General features: G+C 70.6%; 27 protein-coding genes. 16 read left to right on the top strand and 11 right to left on the bottom strand.

Annotated elements, in window-relative coordinates; translation table 11 throughout:
• Positions 1-2: 2 nt before the first annotated feature.
• The 12 genes from ACGFW5_RS32325 to ACGFW5_RS32270 all read left to right on the top strand — a co-directional run bounded on the left by ACGFW5_RS32325 (position 3) and on the right by ACGFW5_RS32270 (position 11,139).
• Positions 3-986, top strand: a complete 984-nt coding sequence (locus ACGFW5_RS32325) for a type II secretion system F family protein (RefSeq protein ID WP_393837891.1) — start codon at positions 3-5, stop codon at positions 984-986.
• A complete protein-coding gene (locus tag ACGFW5_RS32320; RefSeq protein ID WP_393837890.1) occupies positions 983-1,909 on the top strand; it encodes a type II secretion system F family protein in 927 nt (308 codons plus the stop codon). The genes ACGFW5_RS32325 and ACGFW5_RS32320 overlap by 4 nt, the downstream gene beginning before the upstream one ends.
• A 44-nt stretch (positions 1,910-1,953) precedes the next feature.
• Complete coding sequence (locus ACGFW5_RS32315) at positions 1,954-2,199, top strand: hypothetical protein (RefSeq protein ID WP_393837889.1); 246 nt, start codon at positions 1,954-1,956, stop codon at positions 2,197-2,199.
• Positions 2,200-2,280: 81 nt separating this feature from the next.
• Positions 2,281-2,661, top strand: a complete 381-nt coding sequence (locus ACGFW5_RS32310; RefSeq protein WP_393837888.1) for a TadE family protein — start codon at positions 2,281-2,283, stop codon at positions 2,659-2,661.
• Positions 2,661-3,125: a TadE/TadG family type IV pilus assembly protein gene (locus tag ACGFW5_RS32305; protein WP_393837887.1), complete on the top strand. Its 465-nt coding sequence runs from the start codon at positions 2,661-2,663 to the stop codon at positions 3,123-3,125. The genes ACGFW5_RS32310 and ACGFW5_RS32305 overlap by 1 nt, the downstream gene beginning before the upstream one ends.
• Positions 3,122-3,628 carry a pilus assembly protein TadG-related protein gene (locus ACGFW5_RS32300; RefSeq protein ID WP_393837886.1) on the top strand — a complete coding sequence of 169 codons (507 nt, stop codon included), beginning with the start codon at positions 3,122-3,124 and terminating at the stop codon, positions 3,626-3,628. The genes ACGFW5_RS32305 and ACGFW5_RS32300 overlap by 4 nt, the downstream gene beginning before the upstream one ends.
• Before the next feature lie 37 nt (positions 3,629-3,665).
• Positions 3,666-4,328 (top strand): hypothetical protein, encoded by a 663-nt coding sequence (locus ACGFW5_RS32295; protein WP_393837885.1) that lies wholly within the window; start codon positions 3,666-3,668, stop codon positions 4,326-4,328.
• Positions 4,325-5,380, top strand: coding sequence for a hypothetical protein (locus tag ACGFW5_RS32290; RefSeq protein WP_393837884.1), 1,056 nt, complete (start codon positions 4,325-4,327; stop codon positions 5,378-5,380). The genes ACGFW5_RS32295 and ACGFW5_RS32290 overlap by 4 nt, the downstream gene beginning before the upstream one ends.
• 101 nt (positions 5,381-5,481) lie before the next feature.
• On the top strand, positions 5,482-8,463 hold the full coding sequence (locus ACGFW5_RS32285; protein WP_393837883.1) for a BTAD domain-containing putative transcriptional regulator: 2,982 nt from the start codon (positions 5,482-5,484) through the stop codon (positions 8,461-8,463).
• 16 nt (positions 8,464-8,479) lie between these two features.
• A complete protein-coding gene (locus tag ACGFW5_RS32280) occupies positions 8,480-9,199 on the top strand; it encodes a prepilin peptidase (RefSeq protein WP_393837882.1) in 720 nt (239 codons plus the stop codon).
• A gap of 89 nt (positions 9,200-9,288) precedes the next feature.
• Complete coding sequence (mqnC, locus tag ACGFW5_RS32275) at positions 9,289-10,488, top strand: cyclic dehypoxanthinyl futalosine synthase (RefSeq protein ID WP_393837881.1); 1,200 nt, start codon at positions 9,289-9,291, stop codon at positions 10,486-10,488.
• A 15-nt stretch (positions 10,489-10,503) separates the two neighbouring features.
• On the top strand, positions 10,504-11,139 hold the full coding sequence (locus ACGFW5_RS32270; RefSeq protein ID WP_393837880.1) for a hypothetical protein: 636 nt from the start codon (positions 10,504-10,506) through the stop codon (positions 11,137-11,139).
• Between the two features lie 718 nt (positions 11,140-11,857).
• Here ACGFW5_RS32270 and ACGFW5_RS32265 read toward each other — a convergent pair.
• Positions 11,858-12,862 carry a chitinase gene (locus ACGFW5_RS32265; RefSeq protein WP_393837879.1) on the bottom strand — a complete coding sequence of 335 codons (1,005 nt, stop codon included), beginning with the start codon at positions 12,860-12,862 and terminating at the stop codon, positions 11,858-11,860.
• A 144-nt stretch (positions 12,863-13,006) separates the two neighbouring features.
• On the opposite strand from ACGFW5_RS32265, the gene ACGFW5_RS32260 reads away from it, so the two are divergent.
• Positions 13,007-13,699 (top strand): demethylmenaquinone methyltransferase, encoded by a 693-nt coding sequence (locus tag ACGFW5_RS32260; RefSeq protein WP_393837878.1) that lies wholly within the window; start codon positions 13,007-13,009, stop codon positions 13,697-13,699.
• Between the two features lie 68 nt (positions 13,700-13,767).
• Here ACGFW5_RS32260 and ACGFW5_RS32255 read toward each other — a convergent pair whose 3' ends face one another.
• A complete protein-coding gene (locus ACGFW5_RS32255; RefSeq protein WP_393837877.1) occupies positions 13,768-14,328 on the bottom strand; it encodes a GNAT family N-acetyltransferase in 561 nt (186 codons plus the stop codon).
• Positions 14,329-14,429: 101 nt separating this feature from the next.
• Here ACGFW5_RS32255 and ACGFW5_RS32250 point away from each other — a divergent pair, with 101 nt between their 5' ends.
• Entirely contained in the window at positions 14,430-15,713 is a 1,284-nt protein-coding gene (locus tag ACGFW5_RS32250) for a geranylgeranyl reductase family protein (RefSeq protein WP_393837876.1), read from the top strand.
• 155 nt (positions 15,714-15,868) lie between these two features.
• Here the strand turns inward: ACGFW5_RS32250 and ACGFW5_RS32245 are convergent, their stop codons facing one another.
• The 6 genes from ACGFW5_RS32245 to ACGFW5_RS32220 all read right to left on the bottom strand — a co-directional run bounded on the left by ACGFW5_RS32245 (position 15,869) and on the right by ACGFW5_RS32220 (position 20,113).
• A complete protein-coding gene (locus ACGFW5_RS32245) occupies positions 15,869-17,035 on the bottom strand; it encodes a methyltransferase domain-containing protein (RefSeq protein ID WP_393837875.1) in 1,167 nt (388 codons plus the stop codon).
• Entirely contained in the window at positions 17,032-17,997 is a 966-nt protein-coding gene (tgmB, locus tag ACGFW5_RS32240; RefSeq protein WP_393837874.1) for an ATP-grasp ribosomal peptide maturase, read from the bottom strand. Before tgmB ends, ACGFW5_RS32245 begins: the two co-directional genes overlap by 4 nt.
• A 7-nt stretch (positions 17,998-18,004) precedes the next feature.
• On the bottom strand, positions 18,005-18,301 hold the full coding sequence (gene tgmA, locus ACGFW5_RS32235) for a putative ATP-grasp-modified RiPP (protein WP_393837873.1): 297 nt from the start codon (positions 18,299-18,301) through the stop codon (positions 18,005-18,007).
• A gap of 16 nt (positions 18,302-18,317) precedes the next feature.
• The gene (locus ACGFW5_RS32230) at positions 18,318-18,692 is read right to left on the bottom strand and encodes a hypothetical protein (RefSeq protein WP_393837872.1); all 375 of its coding nucleotides are present in this window, start codon (positions 18,690-18,692) and stop codon (positions 18,318-18,320) included.
• Positions 18,693-19,037: 345 nt separating this feature from the next.
• A complete protein-coding gene (locus ACGFW5_RS32225) occupies positions 19,038-19,247 on the bottom strand; it encodes a DUF397 domain-containing protein (RefSeq protein ID WP_393837871.1) in 210 nt (69 codons plus the stop codon).
• Positions 19,248-19,258: 11 nt separating this feature from the next.
• Positions 19,259-20,113 (bottom strand): helix-turn-helix domain-containing protein, encoded by an 855-nt coding sequence (locus ACGFW5_RS32220; RefSeq protein WP_393837870.1) that lies wholly within the window; start codon positions 20,111-20,113, stop codon positions 19,259-19,261.
• 245 nt (positions 20,114-20,358) lie between these two features.
• Here ACGFW5_RS32220 and ACGFW5_RS32215 point away from each other — a divergent pair, with 245 nt between their 5' ends.
• Entirely contained in the window at positions 20,359-20,814 is a 456-nt protein-coding gene (locus ACGFW5_RS32215) for an ATP-binding protein (protein ID WP_393837869.1), read from the top strand.
• A gap of 78 nt (positions 20,815-20,892) precedes the next feature.
• On the opposite strand, the gene ACGFW5_RS32210 is transcribed toward ACGFW5_RS32215, so the two are convergent.
• From ACGFW5_RS32210 to ACGFW5_RS32200, 3 genes are all read right to left on the bottom strand, one after another.
• Positions 20,893-21,465, bottom strand: a complete 573-nt coding sequence (locus ACGFW5_RS32210; RefSeq protein WP_393837868.1) for a dihydrofolate reductase family protein — start codon at positions 21,463-21,465, stop codon at positions 20,893-20,895.
• Between the two features lie 96 nt (positions 21,466-21,561).
• Positions 21,562-22,104: a hypothetical protein gene (locus ACGFW5_RS32205; protein ID WP_393837867.1), complete on the bottom strand. Its 543-nt coding sequence runs from the start codon at positions 22,102-22,104 to the stop codon at positions 21,562-21,564.
• Positions 22,105-22,247: 143 nt separating this feature from the next.
• Complete coding sequence (locus ACGFW5_RS32200) at positions 22,248-23,072, bottom strand: C40 family peptidase (protein ID WP_393837866.1); 825 nt, start codon at positions 23,070-23,072, stop codon at positions 22,248-22,250.
• A 724-nt stretch (positions 23,073-23,796) separates the two neighbouring features.
• Here ACGFW5_RS32200 and ACGFW5_RS32195 point away from each other — a divergent pair.
• Positions 23,797-24,156 carry an NADH-quinone oxidoreductase subunit A gene (locus tag ACGFW5_RS32195; protein ID WP_030494815.1) on the top strand — a complete coding sequence of 120 codons (360 nt, stop codon included), beginning with the start codon at positions 23,797-23,799 and terminating at the stop codon, positions 24,154-24,156.
• Positions 24,157-24,159 lie beyond the last annotated feature (3 nt).

Genomic DNA, 24,159 nt, shown 5'->3' with positions numbered 1-24,159 from the left:
GTATGAACAGCATTCCCTCCATGGGAGGTCTCTTCGAGGCCCAGACGCTGTATGCGCTCGCGGCGGGCCTCGCGGTCGGCTGCGGGCTCGCCCTGCTCGTCGTCGCGATCCGCGGCGTCGAGGTGAAGGCGGGCGGCAGGAGCAGACGCAGCGAACGCGCCGGCGAGCTGGTGCAGTTCGTGGGCAAGCGCGGCTCGATCGCGGTGGGCGTCGCCCTGCTGGTGCTGCTGCTCACGCGGTGGACGGTGGCCGGCATCGCCACCGGCCTGCTCGTCTTCTTCTGGGACCGGCTCTTCGGCGGCGCGGCGCAGGAGAAGGCCGCGATGAAGCGCGTCGAGGCGCTGGCCGCCTGGACGGAGTCGCTGCGTGACACCATCGCGGGCGCGGTCGGCCTCGAACAGGCCATCCCCGCATCGGCGCGGGCCGCCGCCCCGGCGCTGCGACCCCATCTCGACGCGCTAGTCGACCGGCTGCGGGCCCGTACGCCGCTGCCCGACGCGCTCCAGTTGCTCGCCGACGAGATCGACGACGCGTCCGCCGACATCATCGTCGCGGCGCTGATCCTCAACGCGCGCCTGCGCGGCCCGGGTCTGCGCCAGGTGCTCGGGGCGCTCGCCAAGTCGGCCCGCGAGGAGATCGACATGCGTCACCGTGTGATGGCGCAGCGCTCCTCGACCCGGCGCAGCGTGCAGATCGTGGTCGCCGTGTCGATCGCGTTCGTGCTCGGACTCTCGGTCTTCAATCGTGACTTCGTCAAGCCCTACGACTCGACGGTCGGCCAGCTCGTACTCGCCTGCGTCTGCGGCCTGTTCGCGCTCGGCTTCTGGTGGCTGCGCAAGCTGTCGGTGATCGAGACCCCGGACCGCTTCCTGGTCCGGGACGAGCCGGAGCCCCGCTTCGTACGCCCCGACGCCCCCTCGGGCAGGCCCGGGAACCGGGACGCCGACGGACAGCGTCCTGTTACCGCTGGGGAGGGAGTGCGGTGACTGACATCATCACGGGACCGGTGCTGATCGGCGCGGTCCTCGGCCTCGGCATCTACGTACTGATCAGGGCGCTGACCCGGACCAGGCGTTCGGCGGTGTCGCAGGTCGCGCGGATCGACGCGATGCGCTCGTCCGGCAGTGTGTACACCCCGCAGCCCGAGGCGCACGGCTCCGGCCGGCTCTCGGGCGTGCGCGCGGGGATCGGCGCCCGGGTCGCCGAGCTGTACCTCAGGCAGGGCTGGGAGCAGCGCTCGATCCGCGCCGACCTCGCCGTCCTCGAACGCGGCTGGGAACGGTTCCTTGCGACCAAGGTGCTGCTCGGCATCGCGGGGCTGATCTTCGGCCCGCTGCTCTTCGTGATCGTCGCGCAGCTCGGCTTCGGCAGCAGCCCGATCATCCCGGTCTGGCTGGCCCTTCTGTGCGGGGCGGTCTTCTTCTTCCTGCCCGACCTCGAAATCCGTCGCGACGCCGCGGACAAACGCCGTGACCTGCGCCGGGTCATCGGCGCCTACCTCGACCTGGTGGCCATGAACCTGGCCGGCGGCCGAGGACTGCCCGAGGCGCTGATGGCAGCCGCCGAGGTCAGTGACGGCTGGGCGCTGCGCCGGCTGCGCAGCACCCTCGCGGACGCCCGGATCACGGGCACGAGCCAGTGGCTCGCGCTGGGCCGGCTCGGCGAGGAGCTGGGCGTCGAGGAGCTGAAGGACCTCTCCTCCTCGCTCTCCCTGGTCGCGGACGACGGCGCGAAGGTACGAGAGTCCCTGGCGTCCCGCGCCGAAACGATGCGGCATCGCGAGATGGCCGAGATCGAGGGAGCGGCGGGTGAGAAGTCCCAGTCGATGCTCGTCGCCCAGCTGCTGCTCTGCGCCGGCTTCCTGGTCTTCCTGATCTTCCCCGCCGCGATGCGCGTCTTCCAGGTCTGAGCGCGCACTCCCCCCACCGTCTGTCGAGAGGAAACGAACTCATCATGAACCGCCCGCAGTTGCGTCACCCGGCCATCGACTTCCTGGTCACCTTCCTCCAGGGCCGTATCCAGCGCGCCCGCTCCGGCGAGCTCGACCGCGGCGCGTCCGCGGTCGAGTGGGTCATCATCTCCGCGGTCGTCGTGGCGATCGTCGGCGTGGTGGCCGCGGTCATCAACTCGGCCCTCAAGGGCGGCGCCACCAAGGTCGGCGACTGCATCAAGGGCGCGAGCGCCGACAAGACCTGCTGAGACGCCGCTCCCTTGCGCACCAGACTCCGGGCTCTTGTACGCCGCCGGGTGGAGGCAGCCTCCACCCGCGGCGATTCCGGCATGACCGCGATCGAGTTCGTGCTGCTGACCCCGGTGCTGTTCTTCATGATCTTCGCGACCGTGCAGTTCGGCCTGTACTTCTTCGCGGATCACGTGGCCCAGGCCGCGGCCCAGGCCGGGGCCCGCAAGGCGCGCGCCATGGCCGACGAGCAGCCCGACGCCTGGCGCGGCGAGGCACGGGACCAGGCGTCCAGCTACATCGCCCAGCTCGGCCCGCAGCTCGTGCTCGCCCCCGACGTCCAGGCGGTCGAGCCCAAGGCGAACACGGTGGGCATCGAGATCACGGCCAAGGTGCCGACGGTCTTCCCCGGCCTGCACCTCACGGTGCACGCGGTGTCGCAGGGGCCGGTCGAACGTTTCGTACGCGAGGGGGCGAACTGATGGGCGCGCAGCCGGTACGCGGCGCGGCGCACCGCATCCGCGACGCCGTGCGCCGTCGGGCCGCGGCGGCGTCGGACCGGGGGCTTTCCACCATCGAGGTGGTCATCCTCGCCCCGGTGATGATCCTCTTCATTCTGGTCCTGGTGGCCTTCGGCCAGCTCGTCGACGGGCGGGGCGCGGTGGACAGCGCGGCCCGGGACGCGGCGCGGGCCGGCTCCATCCAGAAGGACCACGGCACGGCGCTCAGCGAGGCCGAGGCCGCGGCCAAGGCCGACCTGGCCGACGTCTGCTCCGGTCCGGTGAGCGTGCGCCAGACCAGTACGGGCTGGACCGACACCGAGTTCTTCACGGTCGAGGTCAGCTGCCGCATCCGGGGCCTCGCCATGCTCGGTCTCGACGTCCCCACGACGCTGACCGGCACGTCGACCTCGCCGCTCGACCCGTTCAAGAGGAAGACGGCATGAGCGCGCCACGAACCACCACCGGCCCGCGGACTCCCCACGCCTGGCCCCGGGCCCCGCACGCCTGGTTCCGGGCGCGGCGGGCCCGCCTCGACGACCGGGGGTCGGCTGCCGCCGCCGTCATCATCTTCGCGGTCCTCTTCCTCGGCCTCGCGGCGTTCGTCATCGACGGCGGCCTGTCCATCTCCAAGCGGGAGCGCGCCGCCGACATCGCCGAACAGGCGGCGCGGTACGCGGCCCAGGACATCGACAAGGAAGCCCTGTACGACGGCTCCGGCGCCGGTGCCCCCATCCGCTACCAGAACTGCGGCGCCCGCGTGAAGGCCTTCGCCCAGGCCTCGGGACTCTCCGACGCCGACGTCGCGGCGTCCGGCTGCCTGGGCGGCGACGCCCAACAGGTCCAGGTGGAGATCCAGTTGACGTACAAGCCCGTGTTCACCGGGTTCTTCTACGGCGGCGAGGTCGTGGTGCGCGGCCGGTCCGTGGCGAAGAACGAGGTGGGCTGAGATGCATCCCTTTTCTCTCACGGAGGTAGGACCCCCGATGCGTAACCACAGGACCACGACGGCCGCGGCTGCCCTGGCGGCAGCGGGCGCGCTTCTGCTCACCGGGTGCGGTGGGGGTTCGAAGGGGGGTGACTCGAAGAAGATCGCGGGCGCGGACTCCACGTCCTCGGCTTCCGCCACGCCGTCGGCCTCCGCGTCGGCCCCGGCGGATGCGGCGGACCGGCCGAAGATCGTGATGCCTGCGGACGTCAAGCATGTGTACGAGGGCGGCAAGACCGGCGACCCGGTCAAGGACGCCGTCCTGGCGGACAACGCGCAGAACCTCGAAGCCATCGATACGGCGATCACCGGGGACCAGGCGTCCACCGAGTCGGCTCTGAAGTACTACAACAAGGACAAGGCGCTGATCGCAGCCGCCGACTACATCAAGTCCTACTACGTGGAGAACCGGAGCTTCGCGGGGACGACGCGTTACTACCACCGCAACGTCACGGTAAGCGGTGAGTCGGCCGCCCTGAGCTACTGCGCTGACGCAACCCAGACCTATCCGAAGGACCGTAAGACCGGCAAGGTGGACCGATCCGTGCCCGGGTCGGCTTCCGATTACACCTTTTTCACGGAGCAACTGCAGAAGAACGACAAGGGCGTATGGCAGTCCGTCAACGTCACATCGGGACCTGGAGGGACGAAGTGCATGTGAGTGAACGCATCACGCTGCGCAGGTCGGTAGTCGTCGCGCTGTCCCTGGCCGTCACGGCAGTCCCGTCCACGGCATATGCGGGTGGCGGCAAGAACGGCAACGGCAGCCAGAGGGGAAGCGTCGCGGCCGGATCCGGCGACGGCAAGATCTCCGTCGAGACGAAGGTCGTCCCGAAACCCACGGGCGGAAGCAGCAAGGACGACTCCGGTACGAACGGCACGCTGACCTCGTCCGACAGCAACTGGACGCCGCCCGCCTGCTGGTACGAGCCCGCGTTCTCGCCGAAGGAGCTGGAGGCCACGGTCAAGGACCTGCGAACTCCTTCGGGTATCCCCCTCATCGGTGGACTCATCGACGGGGTCAAGGGGTTCGTTGCCGATGTGTATGACCTGCGCTACAAGAACGGGGAGTACAAGAACTACAACCTCGACCAAGAGGGCAAGGGGATGTTCTGGGCGGGGGTCGTGAACCCCAACCGCAAGGACGACCCGGCAGCGAACTCCTGCACGGACATGCCGTTCTGGGTGCCCAGCGGCACCACGCCGTCGAATCCCAAGGCGTTGAACCCCAAGACGCTCGCCGAGTACGCCTATGACGAGCTCGAACTGCCTCCCTCGAACGTCACCATGGCGCCCAGCGGCACATCGACGGTGAACCTGCCTACTTGGGTCTGGTCCACCGACGCCCGCTTCACCAAGAAGTCGGTGACCGCCAGTCTGCCCGGCTCGGGGCTGTCGGCGACCACCACCGCCGAACCGGTCTCGGTACGGATCGACCCGGGCACGACGGACGCCCAGCTCTACCCGGATGCCGGCGGCTGCACGATTCACCAGGGCCAGGTGGGCGAGCCGTTCGCGTCCGGCAAAGCGGGCCAGGATCCCCCGTGCGGGGTGAAGTACCTGCGGCCGGGGTCGTACACCCTCAAGGCCACCGTCACCTGGAAGATCACCTGGTCGAGCACCGACGGCCAGGGCGGAGCCCTGCCCGACGGTATTTACACGGGTAAGCCGCAACCTGTCACCGTCCAGGAAATCCAGTCCATCAACCGCTAGCCCCGCAGGGGGAGTCGGGGCCACAGGTCCCGGCCCCCGGCCGCCCGTTCCGACCCAGGCCCGGCCCGCAGGGCCCGCACTCACCTTCAGGAACCCACCCCATGGCACGCACCCCCTCCCGCGCGACGGGTCCGGCGAATCGGACGCCGCAGCCGTTGCCGCGTCGTCGTACGCCCGGTGACTTCGTCAAGGCGTTCCTCGCGTTCGTCGCGCTGCTCGGGCTCGTGGTGGGGGTGCCCGCGGCGCTCGCGTCGAGCGCGGGGTGGCCTCTGCCGCACCGGATGCCGTCGCTCGACATGGTGCAGCAGCAGATCTCCGTGAAGGTGTTCGTCAAGCTCCTCACGCTGATCGTGTGGCTGGCCTGGGCGCAGTTCACCGCCTGCGTGCTCGTGGAGGTCAAGGCCGCCGTGTCCGGGGTCGGGCTGCCCTCGCGCGTGCCGGGCGCAGGGCCCAGCCAGCTGCTCGCCCGTCAGCTCATCGCGGCGGTGCTGCTCATCACCGCTACCGCCGCGAGCCTCGCGCCAGGACTGAGCGGCGGCCAGCACGTCGAGAACACGCACAAGCCGACCGTCGCCGCGGCCCAGCAACTGCCGGGCCTGCACCAGGCCGCCACCGTCGCCGAGGCGATGAAGGAGCAGGCGGCCGCGCAGGCGAGCGCGGCGCTGGAACAGGGGCACGCCGGCGACGCCGAGGCGGGGGCCACCAAGTTCTACCGGATCCACCCGCCCGAGGGCCGCCACCACGACTCGCTGTGGGAGGTCGCGGAGCGCCACCTCGGGGACGGGCGCCGCTACCACGAGATCTACCAGCTCAACAAGGACCGGGTGCAGCCGGACGGCTCCAAGCTGTCCGAGGCCAGCCTGATCCGGCCCGGCTGGATCATGGAGATGCCGGCCGACGCGCACGGCGGGGACCTCGTCGAGATGCCCGCCCCCGCGCCCAAGGCGTCGCCCGCGCTCCAGCGGCAGATCGCCGAGTACGCCAAGTCGGGCGACCACGCCCGGCCCGCCGCCGAACAGGGCGGTGGGGCGCGGGCCGAGACGCCGGCCACCCCCAGCGCCGGACCCGAGCGGGAAGCCCCCTCCGCCCCCGCGCGGGAGCAGGCCCCGCAGGCCGGCGCCGAGTCCGCCACCGCGTCCTCGTCCTCGTCCTCGTCCGAGAGCGGGTTCGGGCTCGCGGACGCGCTCATCGGGGCGCCGCTGCTCGCCGCGGGCGTGCTGGGAGCGCTCGGCCGCCGGCGCCGGATGGCGCTGTGGCAGTCCGCGATGACGGCCGTCGCCGGACGGCGCGGCATGGAGCCTCCGGTGCCGACCGGCGCCGACGCCGATGTCCACGACGCCCTGCTGATCGGCGCCGACCCGGAGGCCGTGCGCTTCCTCGACCTCGCGCTGCGCGGGCTCGCCGCTTCCCTCGACGAGGCGGGCCGCCCGCTGCCCGTCGTGTACGCGGCCTGGTTCACGGCGACCGAGCTCCACCTGCAACTGGCCCAGCCGTCCGGCGAGCCGCCCGCCCCGTGGCGGGAGGGCCGGGACGCCACCCTGTGGCGCCTGGAGCGCACGGCCGGATCCGTCTACGACCACGTGACCCCGGAGACGGCGGCGGCGCCCTACCCAGGCCTCGTCAGCCTCGGCACGCTCGACGGCGCCCGGCTGCTCCTGAACCTCGAAGCCGCCCCCGGCCTCGTCTCCCTCAGCGGTCCCGGCGCGGCGCGGGCCGCCGTGCTCTCCTCGGTCGCCGCCGAACTCGCCACCAGCGGCTGGTCCGACCGCATGACCGTCACCCTCGTCGGCTTCGGCCGCGAACTGGGCGCCCTCGCCCCGACCAGGCTGCGCCACCTCGACTCCGTCGCGGTGCTCCTCGAAGACCTCGGCGCCGAGATCCAGCAGCGCCGCGCCGCGCTCGGCGCGGCGGGCCACGACTCCGTCCTCACCGGGCGCACCGGCCCCGCGCAGCACACCCGCTGGGCCCCGCACCTGGTGATGATCGCGGAGACCCCGAACGAGGCCGAGGCGGCCGCGCTGGCCGAACTGACCGCGGGCGCGGGCCGGTTGGGCATCGGCTGCCTGGTGGGCGTCGAAGGCGAAGGCCACCGCCTGGGCGCCGCCTGGGACCTGGAGGTGACCAAGGAGGGCATCCTGGCCGCCCCCCTGCTCGGCCTGGAACTCACCGCCCAACTGCTCCCGGCCGCGGTGCACGAGGCCGTCGTACGCCTCTTCGCCACGGCCGACGCGATGTCGGGCCCGGACGGCGACGACCCGGGCCCCGCGGCGCACGCCTTCCTCGTGGACATCACCGAACAGGGACGCCCCGCCGTCTACGCCCGGCTGGTCGGAACGTACGAGATCATCGGCCTCGAAGCGCCCGACGACGAGCGCAGCGCCCTGCTCCATGAGGCGTTGGCCCTGCTCCTCCTGCACCGCGAGGGCGTCCACCCGCTGGTGCTCGCCTCCGCGATGTGGCCGCGCGGGGTGACCGACGAGGTCCGCGACGCGCTGCTCGGCCGGCTCCGGGACTGGCTCGGCACCGACGAGGACGGCTCACCCCGGCTGCGTACGGACGCCGGCGGACGCCTCACCCTCGCCCCGTCGGTCGTCTCGGACCTCGACGTGCTGCGCTCGCTGCACTACGAGGCGACCGAGGGCCGGGGCGCCCGGCGTGCCTCGGTGCGCGAGCGGCTGCTCACCGACGCCCTCGGCCTGGTGCGCGGACCGCTCCTTGCCGACCGCGCCGCCGGCCGCTACGGCTGGCTCGGCCACGAGATCATCGACACCCAACTGCCGCTCCTGGTCGCGGACGTGGCGCTCGCCCTCTGCGCCCACCACAGGGAACAGGACCGGCCGCAGAAGGCCATCGACGCGCTGCGCACCGCGCTCGCCAGCTCCCCGTCGGACGAGCGGCTGTGGAACGAACTGCTGCGGGCCACCCACGACACCGGTGACGAGAGCGCCCTGCGCGCGCTGGTCACCGAGCTCATCGGCCGAAGCGGCCCCCGCGGCCTGCCCCCGCGGACCGTCGCCCTCCTCGACGAACTGCTGCCGTCCTGGCGCGGCGACGCGGGCCCGGCAGCGGCGTCGGCCGGCTGACGGGCACCCTGGTCCAGTGAACGCGACACTGACCGCCGTGGCGGCCGGGTGGGGCGCGGGCGCGGGTTACCTGCTGCCGCGCCCCCTGCACCGGCTCTCCGTCGAACCCGACCAGCCCTGGCGCGCCACCTGCCCGGCCGGGCATCCGCTCGCCGGGTGGCTGGGCCGCGCGCGGTGCGGGGCCTGCGGCAGGAGTTACGGCCGCCCATCGGTTGCCGTGCTGGTCACCGCGCTCGTCTGCGCCGCGCTCGCCGCCACCACCGGGCCCCGCCCCGAACTGGCCGTCTGGCTGCTGCTCGCCCCGTTCGCGGTGCTGCTCTGTCTGGTCGACCTGTCCGTACGCAGGCTCCCCGACGTCCTCACCCTCCCGCTGGCCGGCGCCGCGGCCGCGCTGCTCGGGCTCGCCGCGCTCCTGCCCGGGCACGCCGGGTCCTGGCCCACCGCGCTCCTCGGCGGGCTCGCGCTCGGCGGCGGCTACTTCCTGCTGTTCCTGATCAACCCGGCAGGCATGGGCTTCGGCGACGTGAAGCTCGCGCTCGGCCTCGGTGTCGCGCTCGGCTGGTACGGCTGGCCGTGCCTGATGGGCGGCGCGCTCCTCGGCCTCGTCCTGGGCGCGCTGTACGGCATGGGGCTCGTCGTGCTGCGCCGGGCGAGCCGCAAGACGGCGTTCCCGCTCGGCCCGTTCCTGATCGCGGGCGCCTTCGGCGGGCTGCTGCTCGGCGCGGCCGCCGCCTAGGCGGGGTCGCGGCCCCCGATCAGCGCGGCAGGGGCGCTGGCGTACGCTGGATCGGTCCGCCCGTAACCCCTATGAAAGGGACACCTCCGGTGACTGAGAAGGCCGATCTTCAGTCCGTTCTCGACCGCGCCGCTGAGGGTGGGCGGATCACCCCCGAGGAAGCGCTCGACCTGTACCGCTCCGCGCCGCTGCACGCGCTCGGCGCCGCAGCCGACGCGGTGCGCCGCCGCCGGTACGCCGGTACCGAGCACATCGCGACGTACATCATCGAGCGGAACATCAACTACACGAACGTCTGCGTGACGGCGTGCAAGTTCTGCGCGTTCTACGCCGCTCCCAAGGACACCGCCAAGGGCTGGACGCGCGACCTCGACGACATCCTGCGCCGCTGCGCGGAGACCGTCGAGCTCGGCGGCACGCAGATCATGTTCCAGGGCGGGCACCACCCCGACTACGGCGTCGAGTACTACGAAGAGCACTTCGCGGCGATCAAGAAGGCCTACCCCCAGCTGGTCATCCACTCCCTCGGCGCCTCCGAGGTCGAGCACATGGCCCGCATCTCCAAGGTGAGCGTGGAGGAGGCCATCAGCCGCATCCACGCCGCCGGGCTCGACTCCTTCGCGGGCGCCGGCGCCGAGATCCTGCCGGAGCGGCCGCGCAAGGCGATCGCCCCGCTCAAGGAGTCCGGCGAGCGGTGGCTTGAGATCATGGAGACCGCGCACGGGCTCGGCGTCGAGTCGACGTCCACCATGCTCATGGGCACCGGCGAGACCAACGCCGAGCGCATCGAGCACCTGCGCATGATCCGCGACGTACAGGACCGTACGGGCGGCTTCCGCGCGTTCATCCCGTACACCTACCAGCCCGAGAACAACCACCTCAAGGGCCGCACCCAGGCGACCATCTTCGAATACATCCGCATGATCGCGATCGCCCGGATCTTCCTCGACAACGTCGCCCACATCCAGGGTTCCTGGCTGACCACGGGCAAGGAGGCCGGGCAGCTCACCCTGCACTACGGAGCGGACGACCTCGGCTCGATCATGCTGGAGGAGAACGTCGTCTCCTCCGCCGGTGCCAAGCACCGCTCCAACCTGCGCGAGATGATCGACATGATCCGCACGGCCGACCGCGTGCCCGCCCAGCGCTCGACCACCTACGAGCACCTGGTCGTGCACGACGACCCGGCCAACGACCCGGTCGACACGCGCGTGCAGTCGCACATCTCCTCCACCGCGATCGCGGGCGGCACCGCGCACCCGGAGCTCAAGCTCCTCGCCTCCAACTGAGGCTGTGATCCACGGGTGTTGACGCTCCACGCCGCCGAGCTGCTGCTGCCAGGGGACCGCGAGCCGGTCCCGGGCGGTGCGGTCCTGGTGGACGGCGACCGGATCGCGGCGATCGGGCGGTACGAGGACGTGGCGGCCGCGCACCCCGCGGCCCGCGTCCGCCGCTGGCCCGGTGTGCTCACGCCCGGCCTGCTCAATCGGCACGGCGCGGCGCTGCTTGAGCACACGTACTTCCCCGACGACACCTTCGAGGCCGACGAGCTCGGGACCGAACCGCTCACCGGCGCCGCGCTCGCCGCCCTCGCGCCGGGCGAGGCCCGCCGGGGCAACAGCGCGCGCCGCTGCACCCAGAAGCTCCTCGCGCACGGCGTGGTCGCGGTGACGGCCCGTCTCACCACCCCGGCGGTACGGACTGCCGTGCGGCGCGCGGGACTTGAGGTGCTGCCCGGTTCCGAGCCCACGGGCCCGGCCGCGCTCGACCCCCTCGCGGACGCCCTGCCCCGTGACGCCTTCCGCGGCACGCTCGCGGCGGGCGGCCCCGCCCGGTTCGCGGTGTTCGCGGTACGCGACGAGGTGGCTCTCGCGGAGGAGGGGGCGGGGGGGTGTGTCGCCACGGTGATTGGCGGGCGGCTGTTGCACCGCCGCGCTTAGCTCCGCGGCGGCTTCCCGCACGGGCCGCTCGCGCCGTTCCCCGCGCCCTTGAACCCCGTTTTCGTCTGCGGGCCGTGCTCGCGTCTCGCGCAGTTCCTCGCGCCCCTGTACGCCGGTTTTCGGGTGCGGGCCGTGCTCACTTCTTGCGCGATTCCTCGCGCCCCTGAACCCTGCTTACGGGGTGCGGGCCGTGCTCGCTTCTTGCGCAGTTCCCCGCGCCCCTGAGCCCCGCGTGCGTCTGAGGCCCGTGCTTGCTTCCCGCGCCGCTGTAACCCGCGTTCGTCTGCGGGCCGTGCTTGCGTCTCGCGCAGTTCCTCGCGCCCCTTGACTGCTCGGTGCCGGGCGGCACAGTCAGCCTGTCCGGCGTTTGAGGACGAGCGCCCTTCAGGCGCGAACGGGGTCTGGGGCGGAGCCCCAGGAGTCTGTACCTCAACCGGACTCTCACCCCCGGAGGGTTTCGGGAAGGGGCGGGGTGGGGCATCCCCCGGGGTCTGGGGCGGAGCCCCAGCAACCCCGCCGCTTTCGGGTGCGGACCGTGCTGGGGCACCCGCGCAGTTCCCCGCGCCCCCAGTAGGGCAGCCGGCACGCCGAGACGTCCCGCACCCCCTGCGGCGGAGCCGCGTAAAGGGCACACCCCCGCGTCCCCGTCCCTGGCGGTACTGGAGCCGGCCGGGATGCAAGGGCACAGCCCCGCGTCCCTCGGGGGCGTACGGGGGGCTCAGTCCTGCGACAGGGTCTTCGCGAAGGCGCCCGGGGCCTGGTCCACCCCGCTGCAACTGGCCTGCGCAACGGCCGAGTTGACGCCACCCCCGCACTGCTGGTCGCGGTACGACACCCACATCGACACCCGCCCGACCCCCTTCTCCCGGGCGAACGCCCGAACCTTCGCCGCGTCGTCCAACGAGAACGTCTCGCCCTTGACGTCGTTGACGCCGATCATCGGCGTGATCCCGAGCATCTGCCAGGCCGCCCGGTCGGACAGGCCGAGCACCTGCTTGAGCTGGGCCTGTGTGGCAGTCGCCGCCCGCACCGCGTAGTCGCCCATGTTCCCGCCGAACGACGTCCCGTAGTTCATCGCCATCGCGTTGACGGCCGAGACCACCACCCCGTGATCCTTGGCGGACTTCAGGAGCGCCGTCGCCTCGGGCGTCAGCCCCGTCGGCATCGCGGCGAGCGTGAACGTCACCTTGAGCCCCGCGCGCTGCTTCTGGAGCAGGGCTATGGCCTCGGCGCGCCGGGACAGGGCGGCCGGGTCGGTGAGAGCCGCGCCCTCGATGTCGAAGTCCGCCTCGGCGGAGCCGGCCGCGTCCAGCGCCGAGCCGTAGGCGGCGGCCAGCTGGTCCGGGGTGCGGCAGGTGAGCGCGAGTTCCTTGCCCGCCTGCCCGCCGAAGGACACCCGCACCGCGGCGCCCGACTTCTTCAGGGCGGCCACCCGGTCCTTGACGTCGCTGTCCACGATGGCGGTGTCGTCGTCCCACACCGGCCGGCAGGTGGTGCCGTGGGCGATGACGAAGGCCAGGTTGTAGACGGCCGGTGCGCCGACGGCGTCGTTCGGCACGGCGGTGGTGGCGCTGACGTAGGGCGAGTACGTGGTGTTCAGCGCGCCCGGCGCGGGATGCGACCCGGCCGTGGCGGGCGCGTCCGGCGTCGAGGAGCATCCCGCGCACAGCAGCGCGGCCAAGGCGCAGGCCCCGGCGATCGGCACTCTCAGGAAACTCCGCATGGTCGTGTGCACCCGCTCTCGTGTTTCCGCGCCCCCGTGGCACAGACCGCGCCCCCGTGGCACAGAAAGGAGAATGTACGTGCCCGCGCTGTGCCGGTGAGGGCCGGGCGCCCCGCTCACAGCCGTACTGCTTGAATGGGAAGCGTGACCCGCGCATCCCTGGACAAGCAGCCGCACGAAGTCGCCTCGATGTTCGACGACGTCGCGGCACACTACGACCTCACCAACGACGTGCTCTCCCTCGGCCAGACCAGACTGTGGCGCAAGGAGGTCGCGAAGGCGGTCGACGCACGGCCCGCGCAGAAGGTCCTCGACCTCGCGGCCGGGACGGCCACCTCCTCGCAGCCCTTCGCCGCGGCCGGCGCGTACACCGTGCCCTGCGACTTCTCGCTCGGGATGCTCAAGGTCGGCAAGGAGCGCCAGCCGCACATGCCGTTCACGGCGGGCGACGCCACGAAGCTGCCCTTCCGCGACGACACCTTCGACGCGGTGACCATCTCCTTCGGGCTGCGCAACGTCCAGGACACGGACGTCGCGCTGCGCGAGATGTACCGGGTCACCAAGCCGGGCGGGCGGGTCGTGATCTGTGAGTTCTCGCAGCCGACGTGGAAGCCTTTCCGGACGGTGTACACGGAGTACCTGATGCGGGCGCTGCCGCCCGTCGCGACGGCGGTGTCCTCCAACCCGGAGGCGTACGTCTACCTCGCGGAGTCCATCCGGGCATGGCCCGCCCAGGACGCGCTCGCGGCGCGGCTCCAGGGGGCGGGCTGGTCGAAGGTGGCGTGGCGGAACCTGACGGGCGGGGTCGTCGCCCTGCACCGGGGCTTCAAGGCGTAGCCGGGCCGAGCGACGGGATTTCGCGTCCCCGGGGTCCAACCGCGGGCCCCTACATCACCCCGGGGTGTTCAGGCGCCCAGCTCCATGCGGAAGCACAGCGCCTCCACCCCCGACACCGGGGACAGATACGTCGTGGACAGCGTCATGCCGAGGCGTTCCGTCACCGCCACCGAACGTCTGTTGCCGGGATGGACCATCGCCACCACGTGCGGGACACCGGCGGCGCGCACCCGGGCCACGGTCGCCCGCGCCGCCGCCGTCGCGTAGCCGCGCCCCCAGTGCGCGCGGCCCAGGCGCCAGCCGATCTCGATCTCGCCCGCCGGGCCCCACGCGCGCGGCCACGGCTGGGCGCCGGTGAAGCCGATGACCTCGTCGTCCTCGTCCAGCATCGTCCACAGGCAGAAGCCGAGTTCGGCGTCGTGCTTGCGTTGGCGCGCGGTCAACTCCTCATACACGGAGACCTCGGCCGAGCGGCCCCCGTGGAACTCCATCACCTCCGGGTCGCCGAACACCCGGTGCCAGGCGTACGCGTCCTCCTCCGTGGGCACGCGCAGCCGGACCACCGGCGGGGACTTCTCCGGTACGAGGGACTTCTCCGGTACGGAGGACTCGGGGGAGACAGAGCTCATGGCGTGGGCAACCCTTCGCGACGTCGATCAACGGCCACCCATAGACTGCACACGTCCTGTGCTTCTCGGCACGCAAATTCGAGTCTTCGGGAGATCCCGCTGTGACCGAGCCGCTCTCCGAACACACCGCGGACGTGATCGTCGTCGGCGCCGGTCCTGCCGGTTCGACGACCGCGTACTACCTGGCCAAGGCCGGACTCGACGTGCTGCTCCTGGAGAAGACCGCCTTCCCGCGCGAGAAGGTGTGCGGCGACGGACTGACCCCCCGCGCCACCAAGCAGCTCGTCTCGATGGGGATCGACATCTCCGAAGAGGCCGGCTGGCTGCGGAACAAGGGCCTGCGGATCATCGGTGGCGGCGTCCGGCTCCAGCTCGACTGGCCGGACCTCGCCTCGTACCCGGACTACGGACTCGTGCGCAAGCGCGACGACTTCGACGAGCAGCTGGCCCGCCAGGCGCAGAAGGCGGGCGCCCGCCTGTACGAGCGCTGCAACGTCGGCGCCCCGATCCTGGACGAGCGCACCGGCCGTATCACCGGCGTCAACGCCAAGCTCGGCGAGGAGAAGACCCCGGTCACCTTCCACGCCCCGCTCGTGGTCGCGGCCGACGGCAACTCCACCCGTCTCTCCCTCGCCATGGGCCTGCACCGCCGCGAGGACCGCCCGATGGGCGTGGCCGTACGCACGTACTTCACCTCCCCGCGCCACGACGACGACTACCTGGAGTCCTGGCTGGAACTGTGGGACCGACGCGGCCCGCAGGACCGCCTGCTGCCCGGTTACGGCTGGATCTTCGGCATGGGCGACGGCACGTCCAACGTCGGCCTCGGCATCCTCAACTCCTCCTCCGCCTTCCGCGAGCTCGACTGGCGCGAGATCCTGAAGGCGTGGTGCGCGTCCATGCCGGAGGACTGGGGTTACACCCCGGAGAACATGACCGGCCCGATCCGCGGCGCCGCCCTCCCCATGGCCTTCAACCGCCAGCCGCACTACACCAAGGGCCTGCTGCTGGTGGGTGACGCGGGCGGCCTGGTCAACCCGTTCAACGGCGAGGGCATCGCGTACGCCATGGAGTCGGGCCAGATCGCCGCGGACGTCATCGTGCAGGCCCACGCCCGCGCGACCCCCGCCCAGCGCGAACTGGCGCTGCACGCCTACCCGAAGATCCTCAAGGACACGTACGGCGGCTATTACACGCTGGGCCGCGCCTTCGTGAAGCTGATCGGCAACCCGAAGGTCATGAAGATCGCCACCCAACGCGGCCTCACGCACCCGCTGTTGATGAAGTTCACCCTGAAGATGCTGGCGAACCTGACGGATCCGACGGGCGGCGACGCGATGGGCCGCATCATCAACGGGCTCTCGAAGGTGGCCCCGAAGGCCTGATCACTCCACGGTGATGGTCGCCTGACCGTGGCTAAGGACCTGGTAGAGCGCAGGCCGCGATCACACTTCGGTGACTCCCGCTCACGGTTCGATGACACGGGACCACAGGTGTGGACCGCCAGTAGGTGAGGCGGTCGTGGGCGAGTCGGAAGGGGCTACAAGTCCCAGTGGCGGCCGGTGGGGATGTGCCATGCGCGCGCGGTTCCCCAGGGTTCGCGGGCGTATCCGAATCGGTCTTGGGAGGGTCGCCCGTGCTCGTTCCACCAAGCCCATGCGGCCTCGGCCTTCTGCCACAGGCCGGGGAGGCCACCGTGGGTCACGGTCGCGTCGCCGACGAAGGGTGTGCGGGCCCATGAACCGTCGGGCTGCTGGAGCTGGATGGACATGGTTCCGTCGTCGGCCGAGTGGTAGACGAGTTCGGCGTCGCGCAGTTCCAGCGCGAGGAGCAGCCGGAAGGGGTAGTTACTGCGGATGTCCGCTGCGGTGACGGTGGTGGCGCGGGTGGCGGTTTCGGGGGCGAGTGGGGCGCGGTCTCGGCGGGGGTAGGCGGTCGCTTCGCTGCGAGCGGGCATGAAGCGCCCGCCGGAAGCGGTGAAGTGTCCGAACGCGCGGTGATCGGCGTCGACGGAGAGGCGGACGAGACCGCCCTCGATGCCGAGGTCGAGGTCGGTGAGGATGATTCCGTCGGGGCGGGTCCGGTCGATCCAGGCGGGTGGGATGTGAGGGACTGAGCAGGTGGCGATGATGCGGTCGTACTCGATGCCGGTGGGGAAGCAGTCGCGTCCGTCGCCGTCGATGATCTGTGGCCTGTAGTTGATCTGGGCGAGTCGTTCCCGCGCGGTTGCGATGAGGGCGCGGTCGATGTCGATGGAGTGGACAAGGCCATCGCCGAGGCGGGCGCACAGGAGCGCGGCGTTGTAGCCGGTGCCGGTGCCGATTTCGAGGACTCGGTGGCCGTCTTCGATGGTGAGGTCTTCGAGCATGCCGGCCATGAGGCTCGGCAGGGTGCTGGACGAGGTGGGGAACCCGGTCCACGCATTGGTGTCGACCTGTTCGGCGGTGTTGGGGTCGAGTGCGGTGACGAGCGTGGTGTCGCGGTAGACCTGTGGCAGGCGGTCTTCGTGGATGCTGTGCTGCAAGCGCCACACCGTGATGCCGCGGTCGTTGGTCTCCTGCTCGTACCAGCGGGGGACGAAGACGTGACGGGGGACGGTGGCGAACGCTTCGGCCCAGGGCTCGGACCGAATGGCGCCCTTCGCCTTGAGCTCTTCGACGAGGTCCGCGAGGTGGGGGCGGGCGGCGTAGTGGGGGGTGGCGCTCATGGGGTGACTCCTAGGAGCTCGTCGGCGATTCCTTCGGCGATGGGGTGCCCGGTGTGGTGTTGTATCCAGTCCCATTGCCCGCAGGGGTTCGCTTCGAGGAACGTCCAGTCACCGGACGGCGAGACGATGAAGTCGAGTGCGGCGAAGCGGAGTTCGAGGCGCCGCATCAGGCGTTGCACCCGTTCGGCCACGGCTGGCGGAGTTTCGGTCTGTTGGTACGTGAGCGACTTGTAATCGCTGCGCCAGTCGATGTGTCCGGCCGCGGTGCCGGAGTGAACCTCCGCCGCGTACAGCCGCTCGCCCACGACGGTGAGGCGGACTTCGTGGGCCTTGTCCATCCAGGCTTGGAACAAGTGCGCTGTGGTGTCGATGCCGGTGAGGTCGTCGAGGTCGCTGTCGTTGAGGCGGTGGGTGTAGACCGTTTTGAGCTCGTCGCCCTCGATGAACACGGGGCTTGCGACCGGCTTGCAGATCAGTGGGCCGGGGATGTCGTCGGCAAAGGACCGGACTGCATCGGCGTTGTTCGTGATCAGGGTCGGGGGGATAGTGAGACCGCAGGTGCGGGCGGCGGCGAGCTGGAACGGTTTGTACTCGGCGCGGGACATGGCCGAGGGGTGGTTCACCCATCGGCAGTCCAGGGCGGTCAGGATGCCGCCGAAGCCGGCGCGAGCTTGGGCTGCGGCGAACCTGCGCTCGGGCCCGGACATGCCGGCGGCGAAGCGGAAGGGGTTGGGTGCGCGGAAGTAGCAGGCGCCCACATCTGCCAGGTCGACAGCACGTAGGGGCATGGCGAGTGCGCCGTGCCAGGCGTGCACGTTGTCGATCCGAGCGGCGAGGGAGGCGTCTTGGGGGAACTCGGCCGCGTCCATGCGGAACACGGTCGCTCCGCGTTCTTGCAGGGTCTTCACGACGCGGTCAGTGGGCCAGTCGTCGCGGGCGGCGATCACCAGAACCGTGGACATGGCGGCGTCAGTCCTTTGCACCCTCGTCGATCGGCGGCGGGTTGCTCGGGCTTCCGTCTGGCACGGTCGCGTTGTTGGTCTGCATGTACGGGAGCACGTCAGTGTCGACGCCGACCGAGATCTGCTGCTCTTCGTCGTACAGGGCTTCGGGGAGCGGTGTGACTTGGGTGGAGTCGGGGAGCGTGGCGTATCGCAGAATCCACGGTCGTGAGGCGGAGCCCGAGGGTTGTTCGGTGCTCTGTGGGATGCGGCCCCCTTCGGGGGCGAGCGGGAAGGCTGCGTGCGGGTGAGCGATGGGGTTCACGTGATCTTCCTCAAGGTCATTTGAACATCGCTGGATCGGGGCGGTCGTCGCACCAGTTGGGCGAGACGAGTGGCAAGTATCGAGCGGGGCGGATGTGCCACTCGGCGATCTCTCCGGTGCGGAGGGGGAGGGTGAACCCGATGCCCCGCCCCTGGCAGAGGACAGCCATCGCGGCGACATAGCCGCTGTCGGCCCAGTCGACCGCCCGGCGCGACTCGCGCGCGCTGACCGCGAAGACGTGCGCCGCCCGCAGCTCGCACCGCAGCGCGCGGACGGCGCGGAATGCCGTGGGCAGCATGGTGAGTCGGGCCGCGGTGGGCACGGGGGAGTGGGCGGTGGGGTAGCGGAGGGTTTCGTACCAGTACCCGAGGTGTGGGGAGGTGTCCGCCAAGCTGGGAGCGGACAGCCGCGTTGTGGTTGCGTTGGCGGGGCGCGGGTGAGGTGCTGGCATGGAGGGTGCCTCCCGATCCGGCGGCATGATTGCCCCGCTCCGGCGAGGAGTGGAGGCAGGATCAACCCGATGGTGCCTGCCTGCATCAGTCAGCAGGGCAGGCAAGTTGGGCCGCCGTGGGGACAGCCTCCCAGGGAGGACGGACACCAGAGCGGTACGCCGTGAAGGTAGCGGCGGGCAGCGTTCCAGGGCAAGACTGCACCGGTGCATGCATGCCGATTGGCATATGCCTGTGCTCCCAGCCCAGGTCAGGCCGGGGGCACGGGTGCGCGACGGGACTCCGCGCTATTTCACGAAGTGGTCGAACTCGCCATTCTTGACCCCTTCGAGGAAGGCCGCCAGGTTGGCCTTGGTGGTGATGATCTCGGCACCCGGCGTCAGGCTTTCGCGAACCCGGATCGTGCCCTCCTCGGCGCCGGCCTGGAGTTCGATGCAGTTCTCGCCACCGCCGCCGGAGGCGGTCGCCTTCTGCCAGTTGCTGGGTGTTGCGCTCATGCCTTGGGTTCTCACAGTTCTCGTGCGATGTGGTGGATGAGGTGCCGCGACTCGTCGGGGTCGAGCGAGGCGTGCTCGGCGATGTCGAGCAGAGCCCGGTACTTCTTCAGGTCGGCCTCCGCATCGAGGAAGCGGCCACCGAACGCGCTGTCGATCTGCACGGTGTCGAGTTGCGGTACAGGGCCGCTGGCGTACAGGACGGGCTGCGTCACCTCGATGAAGTCCTCGCTGGTGAAGGGGATGACGCGGACCACGACGCTCGGCCGGTGCGAGAACTCGACGAGGTGTTCAAGCTGGTCTCGGGCGACCTTCCGCCCTCCGAAACGCATGCGCAGCGCTGCCTCATGGATGATCGCCTCGAAGCGCGGTGGGTGGGGCCGATCAAAGATCGAGGCTCGTTTGATCCGGTGCTCGACGCGGGCTTCCACTTCGTCCGCAGGCAGCTTGGGAGTCACCCCGGAGAACAGGGCGGACGCGTACTCCCTGGTCTGGCCGGTGCCCGGCAGCGTGACGCTCTGCAGGGAACGCAGGCTCACCGCATGGTGTTCCAGCTCCGCAATGTCCAGGAAGCCAGGTGCAAGCATGCCCCGGTAGTCGTCCCACCAGTACTGCCCGCGATGCTCCTGGGCGATTCTGCACAACTCAGTGAGGAGCCGCTCGTCGTCGCATTGATAGAAGGAGGCGAGGCGCCTGATGCGTTCCTCGCTGACCCCGAGACGTCCCGCTTCGATGTGCGAGATCTTCGCCTGGTCGATCGACAGCAGACCGGCCGCTTCCCGAGCCAACTTGCCCGCTCGCTCGCGCAACTTCCGCAGCTCGGCGCCCAGTCGTGCCTGGCGTGCGGTCGGCGTGTCTCTCGGCGGCATGGGTCCCTTCCCCTTCTCTGCCCTGAGTGTGCCGGGTAACGGTGCCATGGGTCCACCGGGTGACACCAGGTGAGCGTTCTACTTGCACCGGTGCATGCATGCACCCTACGGTTCTGGCAGCGCCGCACCGCACGCCGGTAAGTCCGAAGTGCAGCCGCACGTACGCCAGTTGAGGCGTGCCCACCGTGCGGCCATCGCCACGCGTGGCGGGTGGCGCGCGCTACGACCGCGTTGGGAGAGACGCCATGACGCTCACGGCACCGACACCGCACGCCCCGCCTGAGATCGGCCCCGCCAGAACGCACCGGCTGACCACCGCGAACCGCAGAACCGCGGCGGCCGAGATGCGCGCGATAGTGGCCGCGCTGCTCCAGGTTGCCGGACACGGGTCACTCGTGGACTCCGCCAGGCTCTGCACGAGCGAGCTCGTGACCAATGTCCACCGGCACACGGAGAGCCGGCTCGTGCACGTCGAGGTCGTGCTGGGCGAGGACGAGGTGACGGTGCGCGTCTACGACGATCAGCCCCACCCGCTGCCCGTGCCGACCGGAGCGGATTCCGCCCACCGCGAGTGCGGGCGCGGCCTGCTGCTCGTCGATGGGCTGGCCGACGCATGGGGCACCTCGTACTACGGCGCACCGCGGGCGACCACGAAGGCCGTGTGGTTCCGCATGGTCAGGGGCGGGCGGGGGGCGTCGTGAGTGTCACGGAGACGGACGGATGAGCGCCGCCGAGCCGGAAGACCGGTCCCCCCGGGAGTGAGCCCGCCCCGCCACGCGTCAGCGCACCACCTCGAACACGTTCTTCTGCACCCCGTTCCCATACGCCTCGCTCTCCACCAGCCGCAGCCGCTGCGCATCCTTGTCCGCCGTGCTGAACAGGCGCTTGCCCGCGCCCAGCAGGAGGGGGAAGACCAGCAGGTGGTAACGGTCGATCAGGCCCGCGTCGGACAGGGCGTGGTTCAGGGCGGCACTGCCGTGCATGATGACCGGGCCGCCCTCGGTCTCCTTCAGGGCGGCGACCTCGTCGAGCGAGCGCAGGATCGTCGTGTCGCCCCAGTCCGGCACGAGGGCGTCCTGCGTGAGGGTGGTCGAGACGACGTACTTGGGCATCGCCTTGTAGCCGGCGAACTCCTCCATACCGGGCCACACCGGGCTGAACGCCTCGTAACTGGTGCGGCCGAGCAGCATCGCCGTGGCCTCCTCCTGCTCGCGGCTCTTGATCTCGAACGCCTCGGGGACGAACTCGATGTCCTTGAACGTCCATCCGGAGTTGCGGTAGCCCGGCTCACCGCCGGGTGCCTCCATCACGCCGTCGAGCGAGATGAACGCGGTGCTGATCAGGGTGCGCATCGGGAGCCTCGGTTTCTACGCGTGCGACGGGGGCTTGCACCGCATTCTGACCCCGGGTCACCGGGAAACTCATCGCGCGCCGCGCCCCCGCCCCGCTCAGCTGCGCCGCTCCACCTCGTCCGTCCACCGCACCGGGACCTCCCCGGCGAACCGGGACAGACCGGTGCGCAGTTCGTCCGGTGGGAGGCCGCGGCCCTGACAGCGCGCTATGTACTCGTGGCGCCTGCCGTCGTGCAACGTCACCCACACCGCGCGATGGTGCTCGTACCCCCCGGCGCTGCTCTGGTCGCCGTGCTCCCAGATCGCCACGGTGCCGACCTCGATCTCGCGCACCTGCGACCAGGGCGCGTCGAACCGGGAGGCCAGGTGTATCCCCGCCGGGTCCGCGCGGATGACCGGGCGCAGCGCCCCGTACACGCAGGCGATGACCAGGAACGCCCCGGCGCCGATGACGAACAGCGCGAAGCCCCAGCCGAAGGCGAGCTTCGACCAGTCGACGGGGCCCCGCCAGGGGCGGATGCCGGTGAGCATCCACAGGCCGAGCACCAGGAACACGATCCCGATCGCGGCGAACATGCCGAGTCCGTCGGCGTAGACCTCGTAAGGACTCGGTTCCGCGTCCCGCACCTGCTCGTCCATTCCCCCACCCCCTGGAGGAATGCTGCCCGGGAACAGGCAGAGTTCAACACATTCCGGGCATGCCGAAGGGCCGTCGCTCCCGAGCGGGGGAGTAACGGCCCTTGCAGGCGGTGCGGGTGCGGCTCAGAAGGCCGCTGGACGCCTCAGAGAACGCGGACGGCGCCCGAGGGGGAGTCCCAGTCCAGGCTGCGCTCGACGACGCCGGTGGACGGGTTCTGCGCGCCGACGAACTTGCCGCCGCCCACGTAGATCGCCACGTGGTACGCGGAGCCCTTGCCGCCCCAGTAAAGGATGTCGCCCGCCTGGAGGTTGGACAGCGACACATCGGTGCCGGCCGTCGACTGGTCCTGCGAGACGCGCGGCAGGTCGACGCCGACCTGGCGGTACGCGGCCTGCACGAGCCCCGAGCAGTCGTACGCGCTGGAGCCGGTGGCGCCGGAGACGTACGCCTTGCCGACCTGGGCCAGCGCGAAGTTCACGATGGCGGCGGCGGAGCCGGTGGCGTTGGACGCCTTGAACGACGTCGCGCCGGTGGACTTGGCCGACGTGGCCTTCAGCGTGGTGCGCTCGGCGGAGCGGGAGGCGCGCTCGGCGGCGTCGGCCTTCGCCTTGGCCTCCGCTTCGGCCTTCGCCTTGGCTTCGGCGGCCTTCTGCTCGGCGTCGGCCTTGGCCTGCTTGGCGTCCTTGGCGGCGGTGGACGCGGCGGCGTCCTGGGCGGCCTGGAGCTGGAGGTCGGCGGCAACTGCCTTGGTGGCCTGGGCGGAGGCGGCCGCGGTGGTCGCGAGGTCGCCCGTCAGCGTCGGCATCTCGATGGTCTCGGTGACCGGCTGAGCGGCGATGGCCGGGGCGGCCGCACCTGCCAGCGCGATGGTGCTGAGTACGCCACCGGCAACTCCGGCCCGGAGCGAGACCTTCGAGGCGCTGCGGCGGGGCTTCCGGTGGCTGGGTATGTGAGCGGTGTGGGACATGGGAATAACCGCTATCAGGGGTTCAGGGTTCCCTTCAAGAAACGTGTGCTGCGCCACAGTTGGCCCCGGAACGTGTGAATCCGCTTCACGACGGCGCTTATTGACGCCGTAACGGACAAACCTGGCAGCCGCGATCAGGGCTGTGATCATGCGTTTTCCATGAAACGCCCGAATTGCCCGGCGCTTACCATCCCCTCACGTCGATGGCCAAGCCCCGTTGATTGCACGACCGTTGGTGTGTGACGCAGGTCACAGTGTGAGGGGCCCCGGCCGATGGGAAGACGCGGGCGGCTCTCGTGAACGGGTGCACGCGTCCACCCCGGAGGGCCGAAGTCGCCCTCAGGGGTGAGCGGCGGCCGCTTATCACTGATGGTGCGCATCTCGCCAATTTGCCTGTAGCGCACATCGCTTGATAATGCCAGACCGCCGACGACCAGCGGTAACAGCGCCGGATGTCACGTCTCGTGATCACTCAGGCGCTTCGCGTATGAAGATCACCGCTCATCCGACTTCATGATCCTTCGTCAGGTGGTGGAGATCACAAAGGCGTTGGCGTACCCCGTGTCGCAGATCACAGACCGGCGGGCATAAGATGCGGGGCAGTCGGGCTTGTGAACTGCCTCACATGTACGCGATCTTCGCGCGGTACAGCGCGACGACGAGGCGGTTCGCGGGGCCCGCTGTGCGGTCCAACGGTCAAGGACGACTGGAAGGAGCGAGGAGCGTGAATGCCTACGCGCCCATCCTCGTGCTCGGCGCCCTCGGGGCAGGGTTTGCGATCTTTTCCGTGGTCATGGCCACGCTAATCGGCCCAAAAAGGTACAACCGGGCGAAACTTGAGGCGTACGAGTGCGGCATCGAACCCACTCCCACGCCGGCCGGCGGCGGTCGCTTCCCGATCAAGTACTACCTGACGGCGATGCTCTTCATCGTCTTCGACATCGAGATCGTCTTCCTCTACCCCTGGGCGGTCACCTTCGACGCCCTGGGGCTTTTCGGGCTCGTGGAGATGCTGCTCTTCGTGCTCACCGTCTTCGTCGCCTACGCGTATGTGTGGCGGCGCGGCGGCCTGGAATGGGACTGAGGG

It is taken from the genome of Streptomyces sp. NPDC048416, from assembly GCF_043200435.1.
Lineage (GTDB): Bacteria > Actinomycetota > Actinomycetes > Streptomycetales > Streptomycetaceae > Streptomyces.
This window is presented reverse-complemented; position numbering and strand designations above follow the sequence as displayed.